This window comes from Acinetobacter gerneri DSM 14967 = CIP 107464 = MTCC 9824 (assembly GCF_000368565.1).
GTDB classification, from domain to species: Bacteria; Pseudomonadota; Gammaproteobacteria; order Pseudomonadales; family Moraxellaceae; genus Acinetobacter; species Acinetobacter gerneri.
Genome location: NZ_KB849542.1, coordinates 153,684 through 173,259 on the forward strand (window position 1 = coordinate 153,684; position 19,576 = coordinate 173,259).

Below are 19,576 nucleotides of genomic sequence, written 5' to 3' on the forward strand. Positions count from 1 at the left end.
CATATACATTGATAATAAAGAAAGAGAACATAAATACCATTCCCAAATTTTCAACTTCATATGTATGAGTAATAAACATAAGAAAATAAATTACAACCAAACAACAAGATAAAAAGAAACCGAAGCCATAGGCAAAAAGCGCGAAAATATAAGATTGGATCGTCATTTATCTCTCCATTCATTCAATAGAATAAGTTTTATTTTCATATCTCATTCATCTATATGTATGAATGACTTCACTATTACTTATTAATTATAATTAATAGATATTATAGACTATTAAGTTACTGTTCAATTTATTATTCTTTTCATAAAAAAATAAGGGCTGATTACTCAGCCCCTATTCTATACAAATCGCTTAACTTTTCAATTAATTAACTTAATTGAGCAGCAGCAATTTTCTTCGTATCAACATTCGCAGCTGCGTCTGTATAGTCTTCCATCTTATCAAAGTTCAAGTATTGATAGATGTCGCCAGCCATGCTGTCGATTTGAGCAGCATATTCTTGATATTCTGCAGGAGTTGGCAATTTACCAAGTACAGCAGCAACAGAAGCAAGCTCAGCAGAAGCTAAGTAAACGTTTGCACCTTGACCTAAACGGTTAGGGAAGTTACGAGTAGAAGTAGATACACAAGTTGTGTTCGGTGCTACACGTGCTTGGTTACCCATACATAATGAACAACCTGGCATTTCAGTACGAGCGCCAGCTTTACCATAAATGTTATAGAAACCTTCTTCCATCAATTGACGCTCGTCCATACGAGTTGGTGGAGCCAACCATAAACGAGTAGACAATGAACCACCTGGTACTTTATCAAGTAATTTACCAGCTGCACGGAAGTGACCGATGTTAGTCATACATGAACCAACGAATACTTCGTCGATTTTAACGCCAGCAACGTCAGAAAGAAGTTTAGCGTCATCTGGATCGTTCGGGCAGCAAAGAACTGGTTCTTTGATATCGCTAAGATCGATTTCGTAAACTTTAGTATATTCTGCGTCAGCATCAGCTTTAAGCAAGCTTGGGTTAGCCAACCATTTTTCCATGTTCTCAACACGACGAGCCATAGTACGCGCATCGCCATAACCTTGAGAAATCATCCACTTCAACATCGTGATGTTAGATTGTAAGTATTCAGCAACTTTCTCTTCAGAAAGAGTGATCGAACAACCCGCAGCAGAACGTTCAGCAGAAGCATCAGAAAGTTCGAATGCTTGCTCAACAGTCAACTGAGTTTCCATTTCTGTTAAGTCGATTTCTAGGATACGACCAGAGAAAATGTTTTTCTTACCTTTTTTCTCTACAGTCAAATCACCTTCTTGGATCGCACGGTAAGGAATCGCATGAACAAGGTCACGTAAAGTGATACCAGGTTGCATTTTACCTTTGAATTTCACAAGAACTGATTCAGGCATATCAAGTGGCATAACACCAGTTGCTGCAGCAAATGCTACAAGACCAGAACCCGCTGGGAATGAAATACCGATTGGGAAACGAGTATGTGAGTCACCACCAGTACCAACTGTATCTGGAAGAAGCATACGGTTTAACCAAGAGTGAATGATACCGTCACCTGGGCGAAGTGATACACCACCACGGTTCATGATGAAGTCAGGAAGTGTATGTTGCATTTGCACGTCAACTGGTTTTGGATAAGCAGCTGTGTGACAGAATGATTGCATAACCAAGTCAGCAGAGAAGCCCAAGCAAGCTAAGTCTTTTAACTCGTCACGAGTCATAGGACCAGTTGTATCTTGAGAACCAACTGTAGTCATCTTAGGTTCGCAGTATGTACCTGGACGAACACCTTGACCTTCTGGAAGACCACATGCACGGCCAACCATTTTTTGAGCTTGAGTAAAGCCTTTACCAGTATTCTCAGGTTGAACTGGAGTACGGAATAAAGTAGATGGTGCAAGACCAAGTGCTTCACGAGCTTTAGCAGTTAAGCCACGACCAACGATCAAGTTGATACGACCACCCGCACGAACTTCGTCAAGAAGTACTGGAGTTTTAAGGTCAGCTTCAGCGATTTGCGCGCCATTTTTAAAAGCAGTTACTTTTGCAGCAGCATGATCAATTTTAAGAGTAACTTCGTCACCCATGTTCATGTCAGCAACATCAATTTCTACAGGTAATGCACCAGCATCTTCCATAGTATTGAAGAAAATCGGAGCGATTTTAGAACCTAAGCACACACCACCATCTTTTTTGTTTGGAATGTGTGGAATGTCATCACCGAAGAACCAAAGTACTGAGTTAGTCGCTGATTTACGGCTTGAACCTGTACCAACAACGTCACCCACGTAAGCAACTTGGTTGCCTTTCGCGATAAGGTCTTTGATTTGGTTTAATGGACCAACTTCACCTGGTTTTTCAGGGTTGATACCATCACGTTCGTTTTTAAGCATTGCATTTGCATGTAATGGGATATCTGGACGGCTCCAAGCATCTTGTGCAGGAGACAAGTCATCAGTATTTGTTTCGCCAGTTACTTTAAATACAGTAAGTTTGATTTCTTCAGGAACGTCTTTACGGCTAGTGAACCATTCAGCATCAGCCCAAGATTGTAAAACTGATTTTGCATTTTCATTGCCAGCTTTTGCTTTATCAGCAACGTCATGGAATGCATCAAATACAAGTAAAGTTTTTTTCAATGCTTCTGCAGCTAAACCAGAAAGTGCAGCATCATCTAATAATTCTACTAATGGAGCTACGTTGTAACCACCAAGCATAGTACCAAGTAAGTAAACCGCACGTTCTTTAGAAACTAATGGAGAGTTTGTTTCACCTTTAGCGACAGCAGCTAAGAAAGCCGCTTTAACGTAAGCTGCTTGGTCAACACCTGCAGGAACACGGTTTTCAAGCAAATCAACTAAGAATGCTTCTTCACCTGCTGGTGGATTTTTTAATAATTCAACCAACTCAGCAGTTTGAGCATCGTCAAGTGGCTTCGGTGGGACTCCGAGTGCGGCACGTTCTTCAACGTGTTGGCGGTAAGCTTCTAGCACGGTGTTATTCCTCTTTTGTAAAAAATTACTCGTAAATTCCAGCTTGTCAAAAGCTTCACGGGTAATGTGGACATTTAAATTTTACTAAAAAACAGGACAAAAGTTAATGCAAGTACAGTGTTAATTCGTGATGATCATTATTTTATAAATAAATATGATCAGACTTTTGTACACCGAGCGTTCAGAGTTTGAATGTTTTTTACTCAATCTTATAGATCGCATCAATTTTGCCATTTTTAGTCAATAAAAAAGGGCAATGTATAATGCCCTTTTTTTTGTAAAAAATACATTAAACCTTAGTGTACTGTTGTACTTTTAAGATAAGACTCAAGCGAATGCTTATCCCCTTCAAACTTCAATTGGATTTCATCATCATGCATCATGATGTGTTCAGCCGATGCAAATGAAATCTTGACCTGATATAACTTGGCTTGTTGATCAATCAACTCTTGTAAATAAACCTGATCACCAATACTCAATACATAATGACTTCCGCAAATCACAGCGACGCCTTTTTCATCTTCCAAGAGCAGATCTGCATTATGTAAATACGCGATAACTTCCATACTTTTTGCTCTCACTATTGTTATTTTGATGATTTATTATTCATTTTTTTGCTAAGCTTTTCTATATTTCTGCTTATAATTTTTCTGTTAGTAAATGTTGCATAAATCCTCGATTTAGGGTTAAGCCGATTTATAACAAAATATCTCATCGACCATTCCTAAAGAACAGCATAGAAATTTGTACTAAAATCACGATCTATGCCTAAGCAATGAATTTTTGAAAATGTCATTCTTAGAACTCACCAATCATTTAAGGAAAATTGTAGGATAAATATCTGAAAATAATGATCTCGGAGATCAGCATCATTTATATGTAAATATATTTACTTAATTGTGTCTTTTCTGATTAGAAGAAAATTTCATTGTGCCTTATATAAATAAAAACAATATATATCAATGCATTACAAGGAAATTAAACTTAAAAAATCCTATCAAGGTAGGATTCAGTCATTAGGCTGAAGTATATAAATAACCCCCAGCCTAACAGCAGATTTATTACTTTACATCTTTGAAAACTAAGGCAACCCACCGAAGCAAATCACCTAGAATCATCATGATAAGTTAGCTTATAAGGAAGAATTTAAAACCTACCTTATATCATCAACGCTATTTAGAACGGTTTATACTCTGGCATTTTGTTTGGATCATGTGGAGTAGTGATACATTTTTGAGTGGCATCATCTTTAAATTTTGCCTGAACAGCATCTTTATCCGCTTTTAATTGATCTTCTGGCATTGCATAAATAACTTTGATTTGTTCAAGAATAAATTTATGCGTCGTAGGATCAGTCACTTTATTGGCATAATCCAAAGCTTCTTGTTTTAAAATGCCATTTTGTCGATCTAAGGCAATCGTCCGCGCAGCATTACCGATACTGGTGCAGTAGCCTTGCCATTTTTCTTCAGGTGTTGCCACTTTTTTTTCAGAACAACCGACTATAGTGAATAAGGTCACTAAAATAAGAATCTTTTTCATCAAATCTCTCCTGTGCCCATATCATACTGAAAGAGATTCGAAATGGCAGTTTAAATTGAAAAACTTTTCGATTATTTTTCAAATTGTGCATAGCACTATCTATAAATAGTTGGCAATTTTCTGAATTTTTGAGAATTTGTAATAGTGTTTAAAATTCTAAGAGAATTTCAAAGCTTTATTTTTTATTCCTTTGGGGATGGCTAAAGCTTCGAATACATTGAGGCTCAGATAAAGTTCATTGATATTTTTTAAAATTGGCTATGCTGAATGACTTACAACATAGCCAACCATTGTTACCGACATACCTGAGTCGCATGCACATTCAGCATAGCAATGATTATGTTTTTTCAAATATCTGTTTGCGTATATTTCATTGTCATCTAACAAAAATGAAAATATATTTGTGTTTGAAATAACATATTTTCTGTTTTGTGTTGGATAGTAGATTTCAATTTTAGAAATCAATCTTCAATTATCGGTGCAAATAAAATTAAAAATAGCGTTTGGACGATGTCACCTAATAAATTATAGTTTAATGTATCATTAGTCTGGTGTGATTTAACCAATAAATAAACTTTAATATATTATAAAAGGAATTAAAATGAAATTAATCTTAGTTCATGGAATATGGCAGAATAGCCCTAAAGATAAGTTGGAAAAGCAATGGATCGCTTATTTAAAAACAGGTTTTGAAAATCAAAATCTTGACTCAAAAATCCTAGATGGTTTAGAAATTGATTTTGTTTATTACAATGATGTTAGAAAGAAATATAAAGTTTCAAAAGTTGAACTATTAGATAACAATTTGTTTAATCAAGCTATGGACCCAATCACATTAACTGCATCAGAATTAATCTATGAATTTGGAGAGCCTGAACATATAAGAATGATGGAGCAAAGCAATCTTCTTCCAAACAAATATACTGCTCTAAAAATATTAGCAAAAATTATAGATGGATCTAGAGCATCTGTACCATTAGCAAGAATATTTGCTGAAGAAGTATTTTTATACCGCAATAATGATAATTATAGAAATGAAGTTAATCAAAGATTTTTAAATTGCCTAGGCTATCCCTCTGTAGTATTAGGACATTCATTAGGAAGTGTAGTTACATTTAATAGTCTAACGAATCAAAACCTTCCTATAAACACCTATATAACATTAGGCTCACCTTTAGCTGGAAAAACATTTCACAATCTTGTGAAACCTTTAGCCAAGCCCAAATGTTGCAATCAAAAATGGATTAACATCTATCATAATAATGATCCAGTTTACATGAAAGAGTTAAAAACAATGGATGATAATATTGAGATTACATCTGATGCGCAAAATCCTCATGGAATTTCCACGTACTTAACACATAAAAAAACCGCACAAGTCATTTATGATGCATTAACTCAATAAAAATCCTTTAAAACCCTATTCAATGGCTTTTAAATTGCACCACACTCACACCTACTATATATAGCTACAGTATCAATGATCCTGAGTAAGATTTTGCTATCCTGCCCTATCCCAATTTTATGCGGCTCGGGCAAGATAGCGTTTGAAAACTAATATATAAATTTCTCTAAAACTTTACATCACCAGTATGATCTTCATTCTAGAAATCCTATATCAATGCAGAAGCGTCTAGGTTTAAATTTTGGCGTGAGTTCCGTATTTATCAATCATATTTGTGCTTGCTTCATTCAAACCACTTACTGTCACTTTGACACCATTTTTTTGAAATTTACTGACGACTGAATGGTAATCCTCCCATAACTAACTGAAGTTAAAAGTAGAGGTTAAGCAGCCATTAGAGGAGGCCTTCCTTTGTTGGCTTGGTGTGGTCTTTCATGATTGTAATGCCATAGCCAATTCGTTGCATAATCTTGTACTTCATCCAAAGTATCAAATAAATGTTTGCTTAGCCAACTATAACGTATGGTTCGATTATAGCGTTCAATATACGCATTCTGTTGTGGGTTACCTGGTTGAATATGTTCAATACGAATACCGTGTTCAGTTGCCCAGCGTACGAATTCATGACTGATAAACTCAGGTCCATTGTCGCATCTAATCACCAAAGGTTTTTCCCGATATTCCAACAACTGATTGAGTGCTCGAATAACTCGTATTGCAGGTAGTGAGAACCCTGCTTCAATAACTAAACCTTCGCGGCGGTAATCATCAATCACATTCAATAATCGAAATTTGCGACCATCGGAAAGCTGATCGTGCATAAAATCCAGTGACCAGACCTGATTTTCACGGATGGGTTCTTTCAATGGTTCAGGCGCATGTCGTTTTAGTCTTCTTCTTGGCTTAATACGCAGATTCAGTGCTAACTCACAGTAAATGCGGTAAACCCGCTTGTGATTCCAACAGTGACTCTTAACATGCCGTAAATATGAGAAGCATAGACCAAAGCCCCAATCGGAATTTTCCTCAGTGAGGTCAATAAGCTGTTCTGCAATGAGCACATTGTCATCACTGAGTTTAGCTTGATAACGGTAGCAGGTTTCACTTATGCCAAATGCAGTGCAAGCCAAACGGATACTAACAGCATGTCGGGCCACTGCCTGTTGAGCCATCTGACGTCGACAAGATGGCTTCACCACTTTTTTGACATCGCTTCCTGAATAATTTCTGCCTTTAACCGCTCTTCAGCATACATTTTTTTCAGTCTGGTATTTTCTGTTTCCAACTCTTTCAGCCGTGCCATCAAAGATGTATCCATGCCGCCATATTTAGCACGCCATTTATAGAAGGTTGCATTACTCATACCGTGTTCACGACATAGGGCAGCAACAGGTGTACCAGACTCCGCTTGCTTTAAGATGGACATGATCTGGCTGTCTGTAAATTTAGATGTTTTCATGCAGAATCTCCTGCTTGTATCTTAAGAGAAAATTCTACTTTTAGATCCTATTATTTTTAGGGGGGATTACCATACAACTTCAAAAGAAGATAAAATGTATCCCTATGCTCAATGGGCATATTATATATCCATGTATAAAGCGGGACATAAGGAATACGATATTATTATGCAAAAATTTATTGAATCACAAACGGATGAAATAATGAAGCGTAATTTTGAATCATTATATGAAAGTGAAGTCGAACCACTTAAAACACAGAATGCATCTAATACAAATTAATAATACTTAAGCAATGCATCAATTAATAATTCTTTATTCGCTCTATACTCATAACATATCTTGCCATGTTTCGATATTCTGTGATGCCGAATTGTTTTAGTTAGAATGGTATGTTGACTGTAAATAGTTAATTCTAAAATCCCTATTTACTTAATTTATTAACCACACAATAATATTTATTTGCAAGGCCTATCAATAATATCCTTTTCTTTACTTGATAACATCTTCCACTTTAGCTGCTTTTTACTTAACCACGAATAAAAATCACTATAGGAATTTACTTGTGCTTGATAAGGAATTCTATAACTATCTAATAAAATAAAATTAGCCATCAAACATAATGAATTGATAGATTTAACTTTTACCTCTTTTTCAAGCTCATAGCCCTCACCGGAGTCAAATTCTAAACGTTGCAGTAACATAGCTTTTGCTACAGCTCCATCGTAAACTTTTTTTGTTAAATGATTTGGTTGCTCCTTTGATGCCTCGATATATATTTTTTCATCCAAACCTATAACAGCTACCGTCATTGGTATTTGTGATTTTATTTGTTCACTTGTTGATAACCCTTTAGTGCATCCCGAGAAAATACCAAAAGAAATAACAAGGCAAAGAGTTATACATTTATTTAGTCTACCATTCACTTTGTACTTCTCCTGAGGTTGGGTATTTTCTAAATCTACTCACGATTATTCTGAGCTGTAGCAAGCTGATAAGAACTTTCAAGTTGCTTTTTTACTTGGTCATCTTTTGTAGAATTTATAAATTCTTCTAATTTAAACTTAAAATCTTCATGCCCTGCTTTATACATTGATAGAAAATAACCCCATTGGCTATAAGCATATTCAGGAGTTTTTTTAGACGTTTCATCCAATTCTTTTTGAAATGCGGATGCTAACTTTTCATGACATTTTTCAAACTCTTGTTTAGGACGTTTCAGATTATATATTAACTCGCACTGGGTTAATAAATTGGTAATAAAAGGATGATCTTTTAAAATTTTAGTATTGAGTGCATAAGCCTCTTCATACATACCTGTAGAAAGGTAAATATTCATTTGTATTTTTTCTCTTTCATCATTATCTTTGATTTTATTGATTGCAAGCAAACTTTCTTTCATTGTTTTATCTACAAGATCCCGATCGCTCAAATCTAAACTATTCGTCTGATCTTTATACTTTTTTATAATTGCATGATCTTGTATAGAAATTTGCGACTCTTTGCTTTCCGCTTTAGCCTCAAAAGCCTCTTTACTGCTTGAAGAACAAGCCATGCTCAATAAAAAACTGCATATAAAAAATAAAATTAGAGATTTTTTCATTGTACATACCTAAAACACTTCACACTTAAAATTTAGAAAATTCTACATTGATAGTTCGATCGTCTACAAATAATGTAGTATCCATTTGCTCGCACACCATTCATCGAGACAAACACGTTTTGAGTTAGAAGTTTTACCATCTTTTTTTCGATTTCATAAAAAAACAATTGCGATTAACATTTTTTGCTAATGTTACATTTAAGGATTATTAAATTATCTTGGATAAATACTGATGAAAGCTATGGGCGTAGATGGCTCAACTACTTCACATGGCGGTATTGTAAAAGCCACACAAAGTACGACGAAGACTGATGGTAAGCCATGGTTAAGAGAAAGTGACGGATTTGCATGCCCGAAATGTAAAACGTGGTCAACATTAATTAGAAATAATACGACTGTGAGTGTTCATGGTAAAAAAGCTGCTGTAGTCGGCGATAAATTTACTTGTGGCGCAACTTTAGAACAGGCTCAATCTTATACTTGGGTTGGAAGTGGAAGTGAGGCTATAGCTGCTTCAAGCATATCAGGTTTACAAAGTACTACATCCTCACAAAACACAAATAGTAATTTGGTTGGTGATAAAGATAAGTATGAAATTTACTATATTGAACGAAACAAAACAGATTATGTCACATTTAAAAATTTTATCTTCCCTTATGATGAAGATAAAAAAAGTCTTTTCGGAGTTGTAACACAAGCAATTTCTGGAGTTTGCACTTTTATTGTTACGTATATTGTTAAAGGTTTAGATTTATTTGTAACTGTTTCTTTTATACCTCCTAGTCTAAGTGCAGATGCTACAATTCATCCGTCTGCTACATTAAAAATATATAGAGAGGAAAATAGACAGTTTGAATTTATTTCATCTGAAACACTCAAAATTGGCAATGGAATATGGAATACTGAAAAAGGAGTTGAGCCTGTAGGTTCATGTAATATCAAACTTCCAAAACCAAACTTATCCACCCTTAAGGTAACGCAGATTCAAATCCCAAGTGCAACACACTTGTAGTTAGTTGAAAAAGTTAGGTGTATTCATAGAATCATTAGACTTTTTCAACTCGCAATTGGAAAGCACACAATGAAGAAATACACCCAACTTTCTCAAGATGAAAGATACGAAATTTATGCTACTTTGAAAAGTAAAAGTTCAATCGCTAGCCTTGCTCGGGAGTTAGGGCGTTCACGATCAACCATCTACCGTGAGTTAAAAAGAAATACTGGGCAACGTGGATATAGAGCTCAACAGGCAGTGAAATTTGCAAGTCAAAGACGGTACCATCCTTCATCATCCATGACAGCATTTGCCTTCGCTTATATTGATTACTTAATTGGCTTAGACTGGTCACCAGAACAAATTTCAGGTGCTTTAACACAACGCGGTTGGCTGGATGTACCTTCACATGAGTGGATTTACCAGCACATTTATCAAGATAAATCACAAGGAGGTAACCTCCATCTACACTTAAGGCATCAGAAGAAATATCGAAAACGAGGTTACAAAAACACGGATCGTAGAGGGCAAATCATTGATAAAACAAGTATTCATTGCCGAGACCAGGTCATTGATCAGCGACAACGTTTAGGAGATTTCGAAGGTGATACGGTGATTGGTAAACATCATAAAGGAGCTTTATTAACCCTCGTTGATCGAAAGAGCCTGTACGTACATATTGTTCATTTAGGGTCAACGAGAGCATCCTCTAAAACGATTACTTGTGCATTAGATCGTTTACGAATGAGCCATGCTTATAGTGTAACATTTGATAATGGAAAGGAATTTGCCGAACACAAAAGAATTACTGATGTCGGCATAGATACTTATTTTGCTGATCCTTACAAGTCTATTCAGCGAGCTAGAAATGAAAATACGAATGGTTTAATCCGGCAATATCTGCCAAAATCATCATCGTTTGATGACGTGTCAAACGATGAAATAGAGCAGATAGAATTTTCACTCAACCATCGTCCTAGAAAAACACTAGGCTGGTATACGCCAAGTGAAGTTATGGCTGGTTTTTATACTGTTGCACTTGCTGCTTGAATCCGCCTAACATTAGATCTGGGATATGAAGCTAAACATGATGGTGGAACAGCGGTTCCAAATCCAAGGTTTACAACTCATACATTTACATTATCATCAGGGAGTAGGCTTGCTAAATGAAAAGTCAATTAATTCTATTCTTTCTTTGTAGTTCTATAATCGGCACTGCATGTTCTAATAATAGAAATAATTCCATTCAAAACGACACAAATTTTGAGCAGAATGATGAACAGAAAGAAAAAATAAGTTTAGATGATAAAAAAATTATCGAAAATCATAAAAAATTAATTAAAAATTTAGATATGAGTAATAGGATTAATGTTGAAAATGAACTAAGGAAAAATCTACTGGAAATTGAAAAAATTCAAAATAAACAAGAAAGAGAAAAAATTCAAAAAAATATATATCTTTCACTCGGTATGTACCAAGAGGCATATGACTTAAATGAGAAACAATTATCAGAAAACCCGTCTCCCCAAAAACAATTTATTAAATGTGAATTAATGCAGTCATTAAAATTTGATGATAATAAAATAAAAAAATGTCATGAGATATCTGCTCAAAATATACAAAAAGAGTTGAAAGCAACCTCTAAAAATGATCTTTTATACAGCTATGGTGAGTGGACTTATCTTTTAGAAATGTATAAAGCAGGTCATAGTGAATATAAGCAAAAAATGCAAGACTATATAAATTCAACTACAGATGAGAAAATGAAATTTCAATTTCAAAGTTCTTTTGAATTGGCTACTCAATAGATATTTAAAGAATCAATACTGACTAAAAGCACTCACTCAGAGGGCCAACTTTCATCTAATTTTTCTTCATTAGCTCTGTGCTCATCAGCATATATCTTGCCACTAATTTCGGATTCACTTCCAAATCATAAGAGTACGCTTAACAGTACTATAAACATATTCGTGGACATTTTTAGAAGTGCCATCCAACGCTTTATGAAAACTAAATTTTTCATCGCATTTTTTAACTCTTGATGGCCACGTTACTCTTTCAGCACCTTTCTTATTGTTTCTAAAATAAAAGCCTTGTATCAAACAAGGCTTTTAAAATTTTACTTTAAATCTTGGAACCTAGAAGCGCCAGTTATAGAACAAGTCGATTGCTTTTTCTAAAGATTGGCTAGCTTCAAGATATAAGCGTTGGTTCATTTGATAACGCAAAGTCAATTTATTGACTGGGGTAAAGACACCCACACCATAACGGATAAATAGATCAGGTGTAATATAACCCGTCACACTCACCTGAGTATCTGTACCTGTACCTTGAGCGTCCAATGCCAAACCGCTTAATCCAAATGTTTGACCAATTTGGTTAGTAAAAGCACGTGTTCCACCTAAACCTAAACTGATCCCTGCTGCCGCAATCGTATTGTTTACATCGGAACGGAAACCATCAGCATTACTTAAACTGCTCGAACCATCATTGATACGTCCCGTAATCAACGCATTCAAAGCTTCTTGCTCAGACAAACCAGCATCATTATAAATCTTGATTTGAGGGCTAGTCGCTGTACCCGTCACACGCACACCAACTGTACTACCTTGAATAGATTTAGTGGTTTCAATATCCAGCGTTGGATTTGCCAAAGCACCATTGAAACGGGCAATTGCGCGGTTTAGATCCAGACGTTGACCATAGGCTTCGATCGTCACTTTTTGACTAACACCGATCGCACCGTTAGCACGCATAGCCGTTGCCAGACCACGCTGTGTTAAATAGACACGTCCAACCAAAGGAATTCGACTATTAAAGCCTTGGAAAATGACCTGATTGCCCAATTTCACATCGACATCAGCATTGATATCCCATGGTTTAGCCGCTTTTAAAATCGCAAGTTGGTCCTGACCTTCTTTAACCACTCGTACATCTGGTGACACGTTGACCACAGTAGCGGATGATTCTGGCATTGAAATCAAAGCACGTGGTATCTCAACAGAACCTTTCACACTCAAACGTTTATCAGCAGGCAAAACATCCATACTAAATTTAGGTGTAACCAATGCGGTAATCAACGGAGCTTGGCGAATTAAGAGGTTTTCACCACTCAAATCAAAATGCATCCGCGGATCATTTTTCCAGTCTATATTTCCTGTAATTTTACCCACACCGCGACCACTGTTAAATGCACCGTTGATGTCGGCATGGTCTTGTCGAATCGCAGAATAAACTTGGATATTGGTCAAATTAACAGGCAATGAAATCATGCTAATTACGCCATTTTTCAGACGTAAATCACCATTAAATAATGGTTGGGTCAAAGTCCCACCAATCTTACCTGCAAGTGAAAGTGTTCCTTCCATTTTACGAACATCAGCAATAAATGGTTTGAAGACTTTCAACTGTACTTGGTCAAATGCGATTTCACCGTGCATCGGTTTGGCATCGACATATGGATTGACGATCACACTCGCATAGCCAGTACCAATATCAGGCGTTTTTAAATCAAGGCGAAGTAACAAGCCATCATTAACACTTTTAGCGATGACGCTTATTTGGTCATAATTCAGTGTAGATGCAGGATCTTGCGGATCCGCAGCTGCTAGACCGATTACGCCATTTTGGGTAATTAATTTTGCATCAATTTTTGGTTTAGAGCCTTCAGCCCAAGATGCTTTTGCAAAACCATTTAATTTTCCAGTCATTGCCAAACCTTCTGGCATAAAGGCTGCAAAATCGTTTAGATCTAGATTTTTTGTGACAAATGAAACATCACCTTTGGCTTTGCTCGCACGAATTGGCTGATCAAAACAAAGTTGGCTTTCATTACTCGCCCAACAATGCGCCCCAACAAATAGCTCTGATTTTGCAGTGTTATAAATCACCGATGCATTTTGTTGTTGGGTCAAATGTGCACGAACGGAGTCAAAATCACCTTTTTGGATTTGACCCATCCAGTTATTTTGCGCATTAAATCCACCTGCAAGTTGCACATAGAATTTTGTATAATAGTTCCAACCCTGAACCTTCAGCACATGTGATTTTCGAGTACCTGCAAGGTTAATTTCACCATGCTGAATTTCTCGATTACCGCTACGCAAAGTATCAAATTTACCCGTCAACAATGAAGGTACTGTTTCTGACGTTGGCAACTGACCTTGGATACGAATGGTCTTCACACTGATCGAGTTATACGCCAAATTGTCCACAGCAATATTGGCACTAGCGGTTAAACGAGGTGATGAGGCTACGTTGACATAACCATATGCTCGACCACGTAAGCCTGGCAATAACTCATAAAGTGCAGGTGCATTTAACTTAATTTTTAAATTTTGCGCATTACCTGTCGCTTGTAATTGGTTATTGGCATAGCTCAAAAATAGATTATTGGCTTCAAATTGTTGTGGTAAAAACCCTTTTTGATTTGAATTGAGCACCAGTGCCAAGTTACCCTTACCACGTAATGGTTTATTGTTGATCATGCCTGCAAGGTTTAGGTTATCGATCATGACTCTTTTCAGTTGATCAGACCACGTCCCTTGTGTTTTCACATTACCAGACACTTCACCACGAACACTCGATACAAAATACTGCGGTTTAAAGCGAACCAATGATGCATTAAGATCCCAAGTAAAGCCATTTTTGATATGTACCATACCATTGGCTAAAATTTTACCTGCCACACCAGCATGCTGTAATTCATTGATTTTAACCAGCTCTGGTGTACCGGCAATTTTAAATTTCAATAATCCATTGCCTTGCTGCATATTTTTGGCAGTTAAAGCACCATCATAATTGACTGCATAACCTTTAAACGCACCACCTTGTTTTGCATCATTAAATAAAACGGCGATGGTACTTTTACCCGTTAAACGAACAGTTTCTGGCGGATTTTGGTTAGCGATACGACCTGATAAATCAATCGCATTGAGCTGGATAATCTGCTGATTTGGTAATGCATAACCATTGGCTTTAATCTGGCCATTGAGCAAATCAACTGGTGCTTCAGCCACTACACTTTGCGGATTGAAATTTTGAGCATTCAGGTTTGCTGTCCATTTCAATTGATGTTTATCAGAAGGTAGCTCAACCACGGCATTACCTGCCAAAGAACCATTATCTGCTGCATAGGTAAATGCTGGAACATTTAAAATATTGTTATGCAGATTTAACTTGGCATCATATAAACCTGCTGGCAATGAGCTTTTCTCATTTTTGCCTACACGTGTCGATACGATAATGTCTTGCTTATTTTCCTCTAAAGCAACATTTACATGCCCAGATTCACTGCTTAACCAGCCTACATAAGGAACGGCACGGTCAAAGTTTTTCCAATTTACATCAAGCAACATCGGCTCAGGCGTTTTGCCTTTTTGCTCAGCTTGGTCGAGTTTTACCGCCCAATTTTCATATTTATCAAATGCAAGATTTGCCAGTAAATGTAAACCTTGTTTGAGATCACCTTTTGAGTTGATATTTGCATCTAAACTCGGAGGTAAAAAGTCTTGTACCGCTAATGGGATCAACTTGTCTTTAGGGTTGAGTCGATTCAATCGTCCAGTGACATCCCAATGCACGTGATCTTTCCAGTTAACCAAACCAGATAAACTCACCGAGCCACCCATCAATTGACCATTAAAATCATTGATATTTAACTGGTGAACCAAGTCTGTATTCATCAAGGCTGTATACTGACCTTCTGGGATATTTTTACCGCTCAAATCCGTATTGATATCTAGATCTAGCTTTTCAACATTACCAATAAATTTGGCTACACCATTTTTCGAAAGTAATTTTTGATCGAGCATCAACGGCCAATGATAGTCTTTAAAGTTTAATTGACCATTCATTGGTACATGCTTACGCATCGGATGCACCACAGCCCAACCCGTTAACAAATCAGGAGTATTGGTCGCAACACCTGCTTTTAGGGTATCCAGTGTGCCACGTGCATGTACGTATATATCTTCAATATTTAATGATTTTAAAGCAGGAATTTTTAAAATCGCTTTGGCTGTTATTGGATATTTACCCTGAAAATCCATGCGTCCTGTTGCATCTTTTACAGATAAATAGCCCATATCAAGCGCCGTATTTTTAAAAGTCAGCTCAGTACCTGACCAAAGTGCATCTTCTAAATGTAGGTTTTTAAAATCGACATTGGTTGTACCATTTTGGATCACCATCTGATCGACATCAGCTTTATCTATACGTAATACAAATGGTAATTTAATTGGTGAAAATTTAAATTCTTCATCACTTGGTGGCGATTTATTGATAATACGTAAATTATTGACATCGGCATGGCTCAGATGAATTTCTTTGTCCAATATCGCACGCCAACCGAGAGATACATCCGCACGATCTATTTTTACATCCACTGCAGTCAAAGTAACTAAAACATTTTTTAGAACAATCCCTTGTAAAAGATTGCCCTTTTCATATTCATAGTGAATAATTTTTTGGCTGGCAGCAACTCGATCCAGTAGGAACTTACTTCCTTTGTCAGTTGTGATCATGACCACAAAAGCACAGACAATGATTAACAACACTATCCCGATCGCGAGTAGTGTATTCCTCAACCATCGGCTTGTTTTTTCCAATGATTCTGGTGTTAAGTCTGGTTGCTCTTGTTCAGCCATTTTCTTCTCATTTCACAATAATTTTGAATAGGATCAGCGTATTTAAATGTTATAACTGAGGACCAATGAAAAAATGTAAACGAATCGGATGATTTGGATCAGAAATTCCTGAAGCCACATCGATACGAATTGGTCCAATTGGTGATTTCCATCTTAAACCTAGACCAAGACTATATTCGGTATCATTTTTAAAATCTTGGTCATAGGCATTACCAAAATCGGTAAAGATCGCGCCACGCCAACCATCTTTAAATTGATAATTGTATTCTAAAGAACCAATCGCCAAACCTTGTCCACCGACTTTATAGCCAAACTCCATTGGAGATAAGCTCTTATAGTCAAAACCACGTATGCTTTGATCGCCACCCGCAAAGAACCGCAAGTTATATGGCACTTTTTCAAATTTGTCGGTAAAGATATAACCTAGATTTGTACGTCCAACAAATTGGTGATTGTCATTCTGCCCAAGCGAATAGATAAAGCTCCAATCTGCATTGACGATCGCCATGTTGGCATCCGAAAGTAATGAATCACTACCCAATTGCAATTTATAACTTTGTTTAAAACCACGAGTCGGATTCAGACGGTTATTACTATCTGTTTTAGAAAGCTCAGCACCTAAAAGTAAAGATTCTTGTTGGGCTTGTGCACCTGGAACTTTAAAGTTATCAGGAATATCATCTTCATTTACAATACCATTTTGACTTAGACGATCTAAACGATAACGCACACCATAAGTCTGCTGCCATTGTCCACGCGGATTTTTGATAATTCTATCAATACCAGCAACAGCGGCTTCCGTTGTCAAACTCATGCCTGGTCCGACACCATCACGTTCTTCACGTTCATAACCACCCACCAATGCAAAATAATCATTGATTGGATGTTTATATGGAATATTGTAATGTCCCTCAATCGATTGACGGATTTGCGACAACTCCATGTTGGCATCAAATGAATGCCCAAGATGATTGACGATCGAACGGCGATACTGGGTACGTAAACGAACACCTGTATCGGTTCCATAACCAATACCCGCCTCGATATTATTTAAACGATCTGCATTTAAGGTGACAATGACAGGAATTTTTTGCTCTTCTCGTGCTTTGTCTTTGAGTTGGTCTTCCTCAGTTTGTTGCTGTTTTTGCTCTGAACGCATCTTGGCAAGATTTTCATTTTCCTGCTGATCACGAACCCCTGCAAATTGGTCTTCATTGACCACATTTTGGGTCACTTCTTTGGCTGAAGTTTCCGATTTTGGTTTTTGTTTAGCAATATTTAGATCTGACTCAGAAACACCTTGTTCATCGATCAATTTCTGTAAGTCTGGTGGTAATTCTAGCGGTTTTTCAATTGGATCAGGTTTAATCGCATCAACCAAGGTATAGTTAAAATAACGCGAGTTAGTCAAGTTATTTGCCAAAGTATTGACTTTCCAAAAGGCATAATCATCACCATCTTTAAATGGTGCCAATTTTTTCAATACCTCTAAATCAATTGGAAATGGCTTATTAGGATCGCTCATACGAAACTCGACGTCACCTATTTTATAACGACCGCCTGTTTCGTATTTTAAATTAATGTCAGCGGTATTATCAGGTTGAGCTATTCGGACGTCATGTAAACGCCAATACGCATCAAAAAATCCGTTATTGCTTGCCGCATCATTTATACGGGTTTTGGTGGTTTCATAAAGCCCTGAATTGAAAATGTCGCCCTCATTTAAATCAGGCAAGACTTTTAACACTTGTAATTGAGGAATATTTTGCCCTGCACCTGTAAACTCGATATTTTGCGATTTGACTTTAACAGGGTCATTTGGCGTCACTTCTACTTTGACCTGATTATCACTCACTTTTGAAAATTTAAATTGTGCTTGATAATAACCGACTGCTTGGGCTGCTTGAGTTGTCAAAGAACGTAATTGGGGAATCGCTGAGTTGTAATCTGAAAAAGATTCAACAGTAAATGATGAAAGCTTGGCTTTAATATTTTGAGCCAAAATATCAGGAGCACCCGAAACGGATGCAGTGATTTTTGGAACAGATTGATCTTGCTGTTTTGGATGAAAACGTTTCAACAAACGTTTAAAAAAGCCCTGCTTTTCTTCATCAGCTTTATTTTCTGCCGCACTTAAATCATGTAATGTCCGACCTGCATCATTTTGCTCAACCACAATTTGTTTATCAGCCTGAATGCTTTGCATCAATTGATCAACATTGACTGGAGCTTGAGTCAATTGGGTAACTTCTTGAGAAGTCGCTTCATTGATCACTGGCTCAGGCGCTTTGCTTACACCTGCATTATAATTTGCCGCTTCTGCCTTCGCTTCTTCCGCAACTTTAAAAATTTCATCCGCCATAGACTGATCAACTGGCATGATTGGCAAATCTTCAAGATCATCAAACTGAATGGGGTTAAATGCGGGATCGGCTGGTGCGTTGATTTGTTGATTCAACATTTGTTGACTATCAACCTGATTTTCTAAGTCTTTTACAACTTGTGCTTTTTGTGCCTGATTTATTTTTTCTTGAGCAAGCTGAGTATCTGAGCCCAAAGCTGCATCAGCCTGAGAGATCGACTTAGAATTCAATGTTACACTGCTATTGCTCGTGATCGGCGGCTCATCTTGAGCCTGAGCCGTTGAACTTACAAAAATTCCTAAAAAAACACTTGCGCACAATAATTTATTTACATCATTTGTGCTAAAAATAATATGCATGTATTCAGCGAGTTTAGATTTTTTGAATTTGACTTCTAGTGGCATCTCAAGCTCTTGATCGGATTTTTGATATTCAAATGGGATAACACCTTAATCATATCCCAAAACTATGTCTAATCTATTAGATTTTTCATTCAAATCAATGCAAAACTAACATAATTATGATTCACTTTACTGTTACAGATTCGTCAC

At 36.8% G+C, this 19,576-nt stretch carries 12 protein-coding genes and 1 pseudogene; 4 read left to right on the forward strand and 9 right to left on the reverse strand.

Features of this window, described 5'->3' with window-relative positions; all coding sequences use genetic code 11:
* Positions 1–374: 374 nt before the first annotated feature.
* From F960_RS06300 to F960_RS06310, 3 genes are all read right to left on the reverse strand, one after another.
* Complete coding sequence (locus F960_RS06300) at positions 375–3,014, reverse strand: bifunctional aconitate hydratase 2/2-methylisocitrate dehydratase (RefSeq protein WP_004860972.1); 2,640 nt, start codon at positions 3,012–3,014, stop codon at positions 375–377.
* 296 nt (positions 3,015–3,310) lie between these two features.
* The gene (locus tag F960_RS06305; RefSeq protein ID WP_004860974.1) at positions 3,311–3,580 is read right to left on the reverse strand and encodes a hypothetical protein; all 270 of its coding nucleotides are present in this window, start codon (positions 3,578–3,580) and stop codon (positions 3,311–3,313) included.
* Between the two features lie 610 nt (positions 3,581–4,190).
* On the reverse strand, positions 4,191–4,556 hold the full coding sequence (locus F960_RS06310; RefSeq protein WP_004860977.1) for a hypothetical protein: 366 nt from the start codon (positions 4,554–4,556) through the stop codon (positions 4,191–4,193).
* A gap of 601 nt (positions 4,557–5,157) precedes the next feature.
* Between F960_RS06310 and F960_RS06315 the strand changes: the two genes are divergently transcribed.
* The gene (locus F960_RS06315; protein ID WP_004860980.1) at positions 5,158–5,961 is read left to right on the forward strand and encodes a hypothetical protein; all 804 of its coding nucleotides are present in this window, start codon (positions 5,158–5,160) and stop codon (positions 5,959–5,961) included.
* A gap of 234 nt (positions 5,962–6,195) precedes the next feature.
* Here F960_RS06315 and F960_RS21770 read toward each other — a convergent pair.
* The 4 genes and pseudogenes from F960_RS21770 to F960_RS06340 form a co-directional block, all read right to left on the reverse strand.
* Positions 6,196–6,303: pseudogene (locus F960_RS21770) on the reverse strand (STAS domain-containing protein); the annotation flags it as partial.
* Between the two features lie 41 nt (positions 6,304–6,344).
* Positions 6,345–7,420, reverse strand: a protein-coding gene (locus F960_RS06320) for an IS3 family transposase (protein ID WP_085945816.1) whose coding sequence is annotated in 2 segments (ribosomal slippage) — positions 6,345–7,168 and positions 7,168–7,420 — 1,077 coding nt in all. Because the reading frame shifts where the segments join, the coding sequence is not laid out codon by codon here.
* A gap of 456 nt (positions 7,421–7,876) precedes the next feature.
* On the reverse strand, positions 7,877–8,344 hold the full coding sequence (locus F960_RS06335; RefSeq protein WP_004860990.1) for a hypothetical protein: 468 nt from the start codon (positions 8,342–8,344) through the stop codon (positions 7,877–7,879).
* Positions 8,345–8,379: 35 nt separating this feature from the next.
* Positions 8,380–9,021, reverse strand: coding sequence for a hypothetical protein (locus F960_RS06340; protein WP_004860992.1), 642 nt, complete (start codon positions 9,019–9,021; stop codon positions 8,380–8,382).
* Between the two features lie 232 nt (positions 9,022–9,253).
* On the opposite strand from F960_RS06340, the gene F960_RS06345 reads away from it, so the two are divergent.
* From F960_RS06345 to F960_RS06355, 3 genes are all read left to right on the forward strand, one after another.
* Positions 9,254–10,033 carry a PAAR domain-containing protein gene (locus F960_RS06345; protein WP_004860994.1) on the forward strand — a complete coding sequence of 260 codons (780 nt, stop codon included), beginning with the start codon at positions 9,254–9,256 and terminating at the stop codon, positions 10,031–10,033.
* A gap of 69 nt (positions 10,034–10,102) precedes the next feature.
* A complete protein-coding gene (locus F960_RS06350) occupies positions 10,103–11,065 on the forward strand; it encodes an IS30 family transposase (RefSeq protein ID WP_004860996.1) in 963 nt (320 codons plus the stop codon).
* 116 nt (positions 11,066–11,181) lie between these two features.
* Positions 11,182–11,823: a hypothetical protein gene (locus tag F960_RS06355; protein ID WP_004860998.1), complete on the forward strand. Its 642-nt coding sequence runs from the start codon at positions 11,182–11,184 to the stop codon at positions 11,821–11,823.
* Positions 11,824–12,153: 330 nt separating this feature from the next.
* On the opposite strand, the gene F960_RS06360 is transcribed toward F960_RS06355, so the two are convergent.
* Together F960_RS06360 and F960_RS06365 are read right to left on the reverse strand one after the other, a co-directional pair.
* The gene (locus F960_RS06360; protein WP_004861000.1) at positions 12,154–16,662 is read right to left on the reverse strand and encodes a translocation/assembly module TamB domain-containing protein; all 4,509 of its coding nucleotides are present in this window, start codon (positions 16,660–16,662) and stop codon (positions 12,154–12,156) included.
* A gap of 49 nt (positions 16,663–16,711) precedes the next feature.
* Positions 16,712–19,429, reverse strand: coding sequence for an autotransporter assembly complex protein TamA (locus tag F960_RS06365; RefSeq protein ID WP_004861002.1), 2,718 nt, complete (start codon positions 19,427–19,429; stop codon positions 16,712–16,714).
* Between the last annotated feature and the right edge of the window lie 147 nt (positions 19,430–19,576).

Excerpts from the sequence above, each read along its gene's own strand:
- F960_RS06305 (WP_004860974.1), bottom strand. The coding sequence starts at position 3,580 with ATGGAAGTTATCGCGTATTTACATAATGCAGATCTGCTCTTGGAAGAT.
- F960_RS06310 (WP_004860977.1), bottom strand. The coding sequence starts at position 4,556 with ATGAAAAAGATTCTTATTTTAGTGACCTTATTCACTATAGTCGGTTGT.
- F960_RS06315 (WP_004860980.1), top strand. The coding sequence starts at position 5,158 with ATGAAATTAATCTTAGTTCATGGAATATGGCAGAATAGCCCTAAAGAT.
- F960_RS06340 (WP_004860992.1), bottom strand. The coding sequence starts at position 9,021 with ATGAAAAAATCTCTAATTTTATTTTTTATATGCAGTTTTTTATTGAGC.
- F960_RS06345 (WP_004860994.1), top strand. The coding sequence starts at position 9,254 with ATGAAAGCTATGGGCGTAGATGGCTCAACTACTTCACATGGCGGTATT.
- F960_RS06350 (WP_004860996.1), top strand. The coding sequence starts at position 10,103 with ATGAAGAAATACACCCAACTTTCTCAAGATGAAAGATACGAAATTTAT.
- F960_RS06355 (WP_004860998.1), top strand. The coding sequence starts at position 11,182 with ATGAAAAGTCAATTAATTCTATTCTTTCTTTGTAGTTCTATAATCGGC.
- F960_RS06360 (WP_004861000.1), bottom strand. The coding sequence starts at position 16,662 with ATGGCTGAACAAGAGCAACCAGACTTAACACCAGAATCATTGGAAAAA.
- F960_RS06365 (WP_004861002.1), bottom strand. The coding sequence starts at position 19,429 with ATGCCACTAGAAGTCAAATTCAAAAAATCTAAACTCGCTGAATACATG.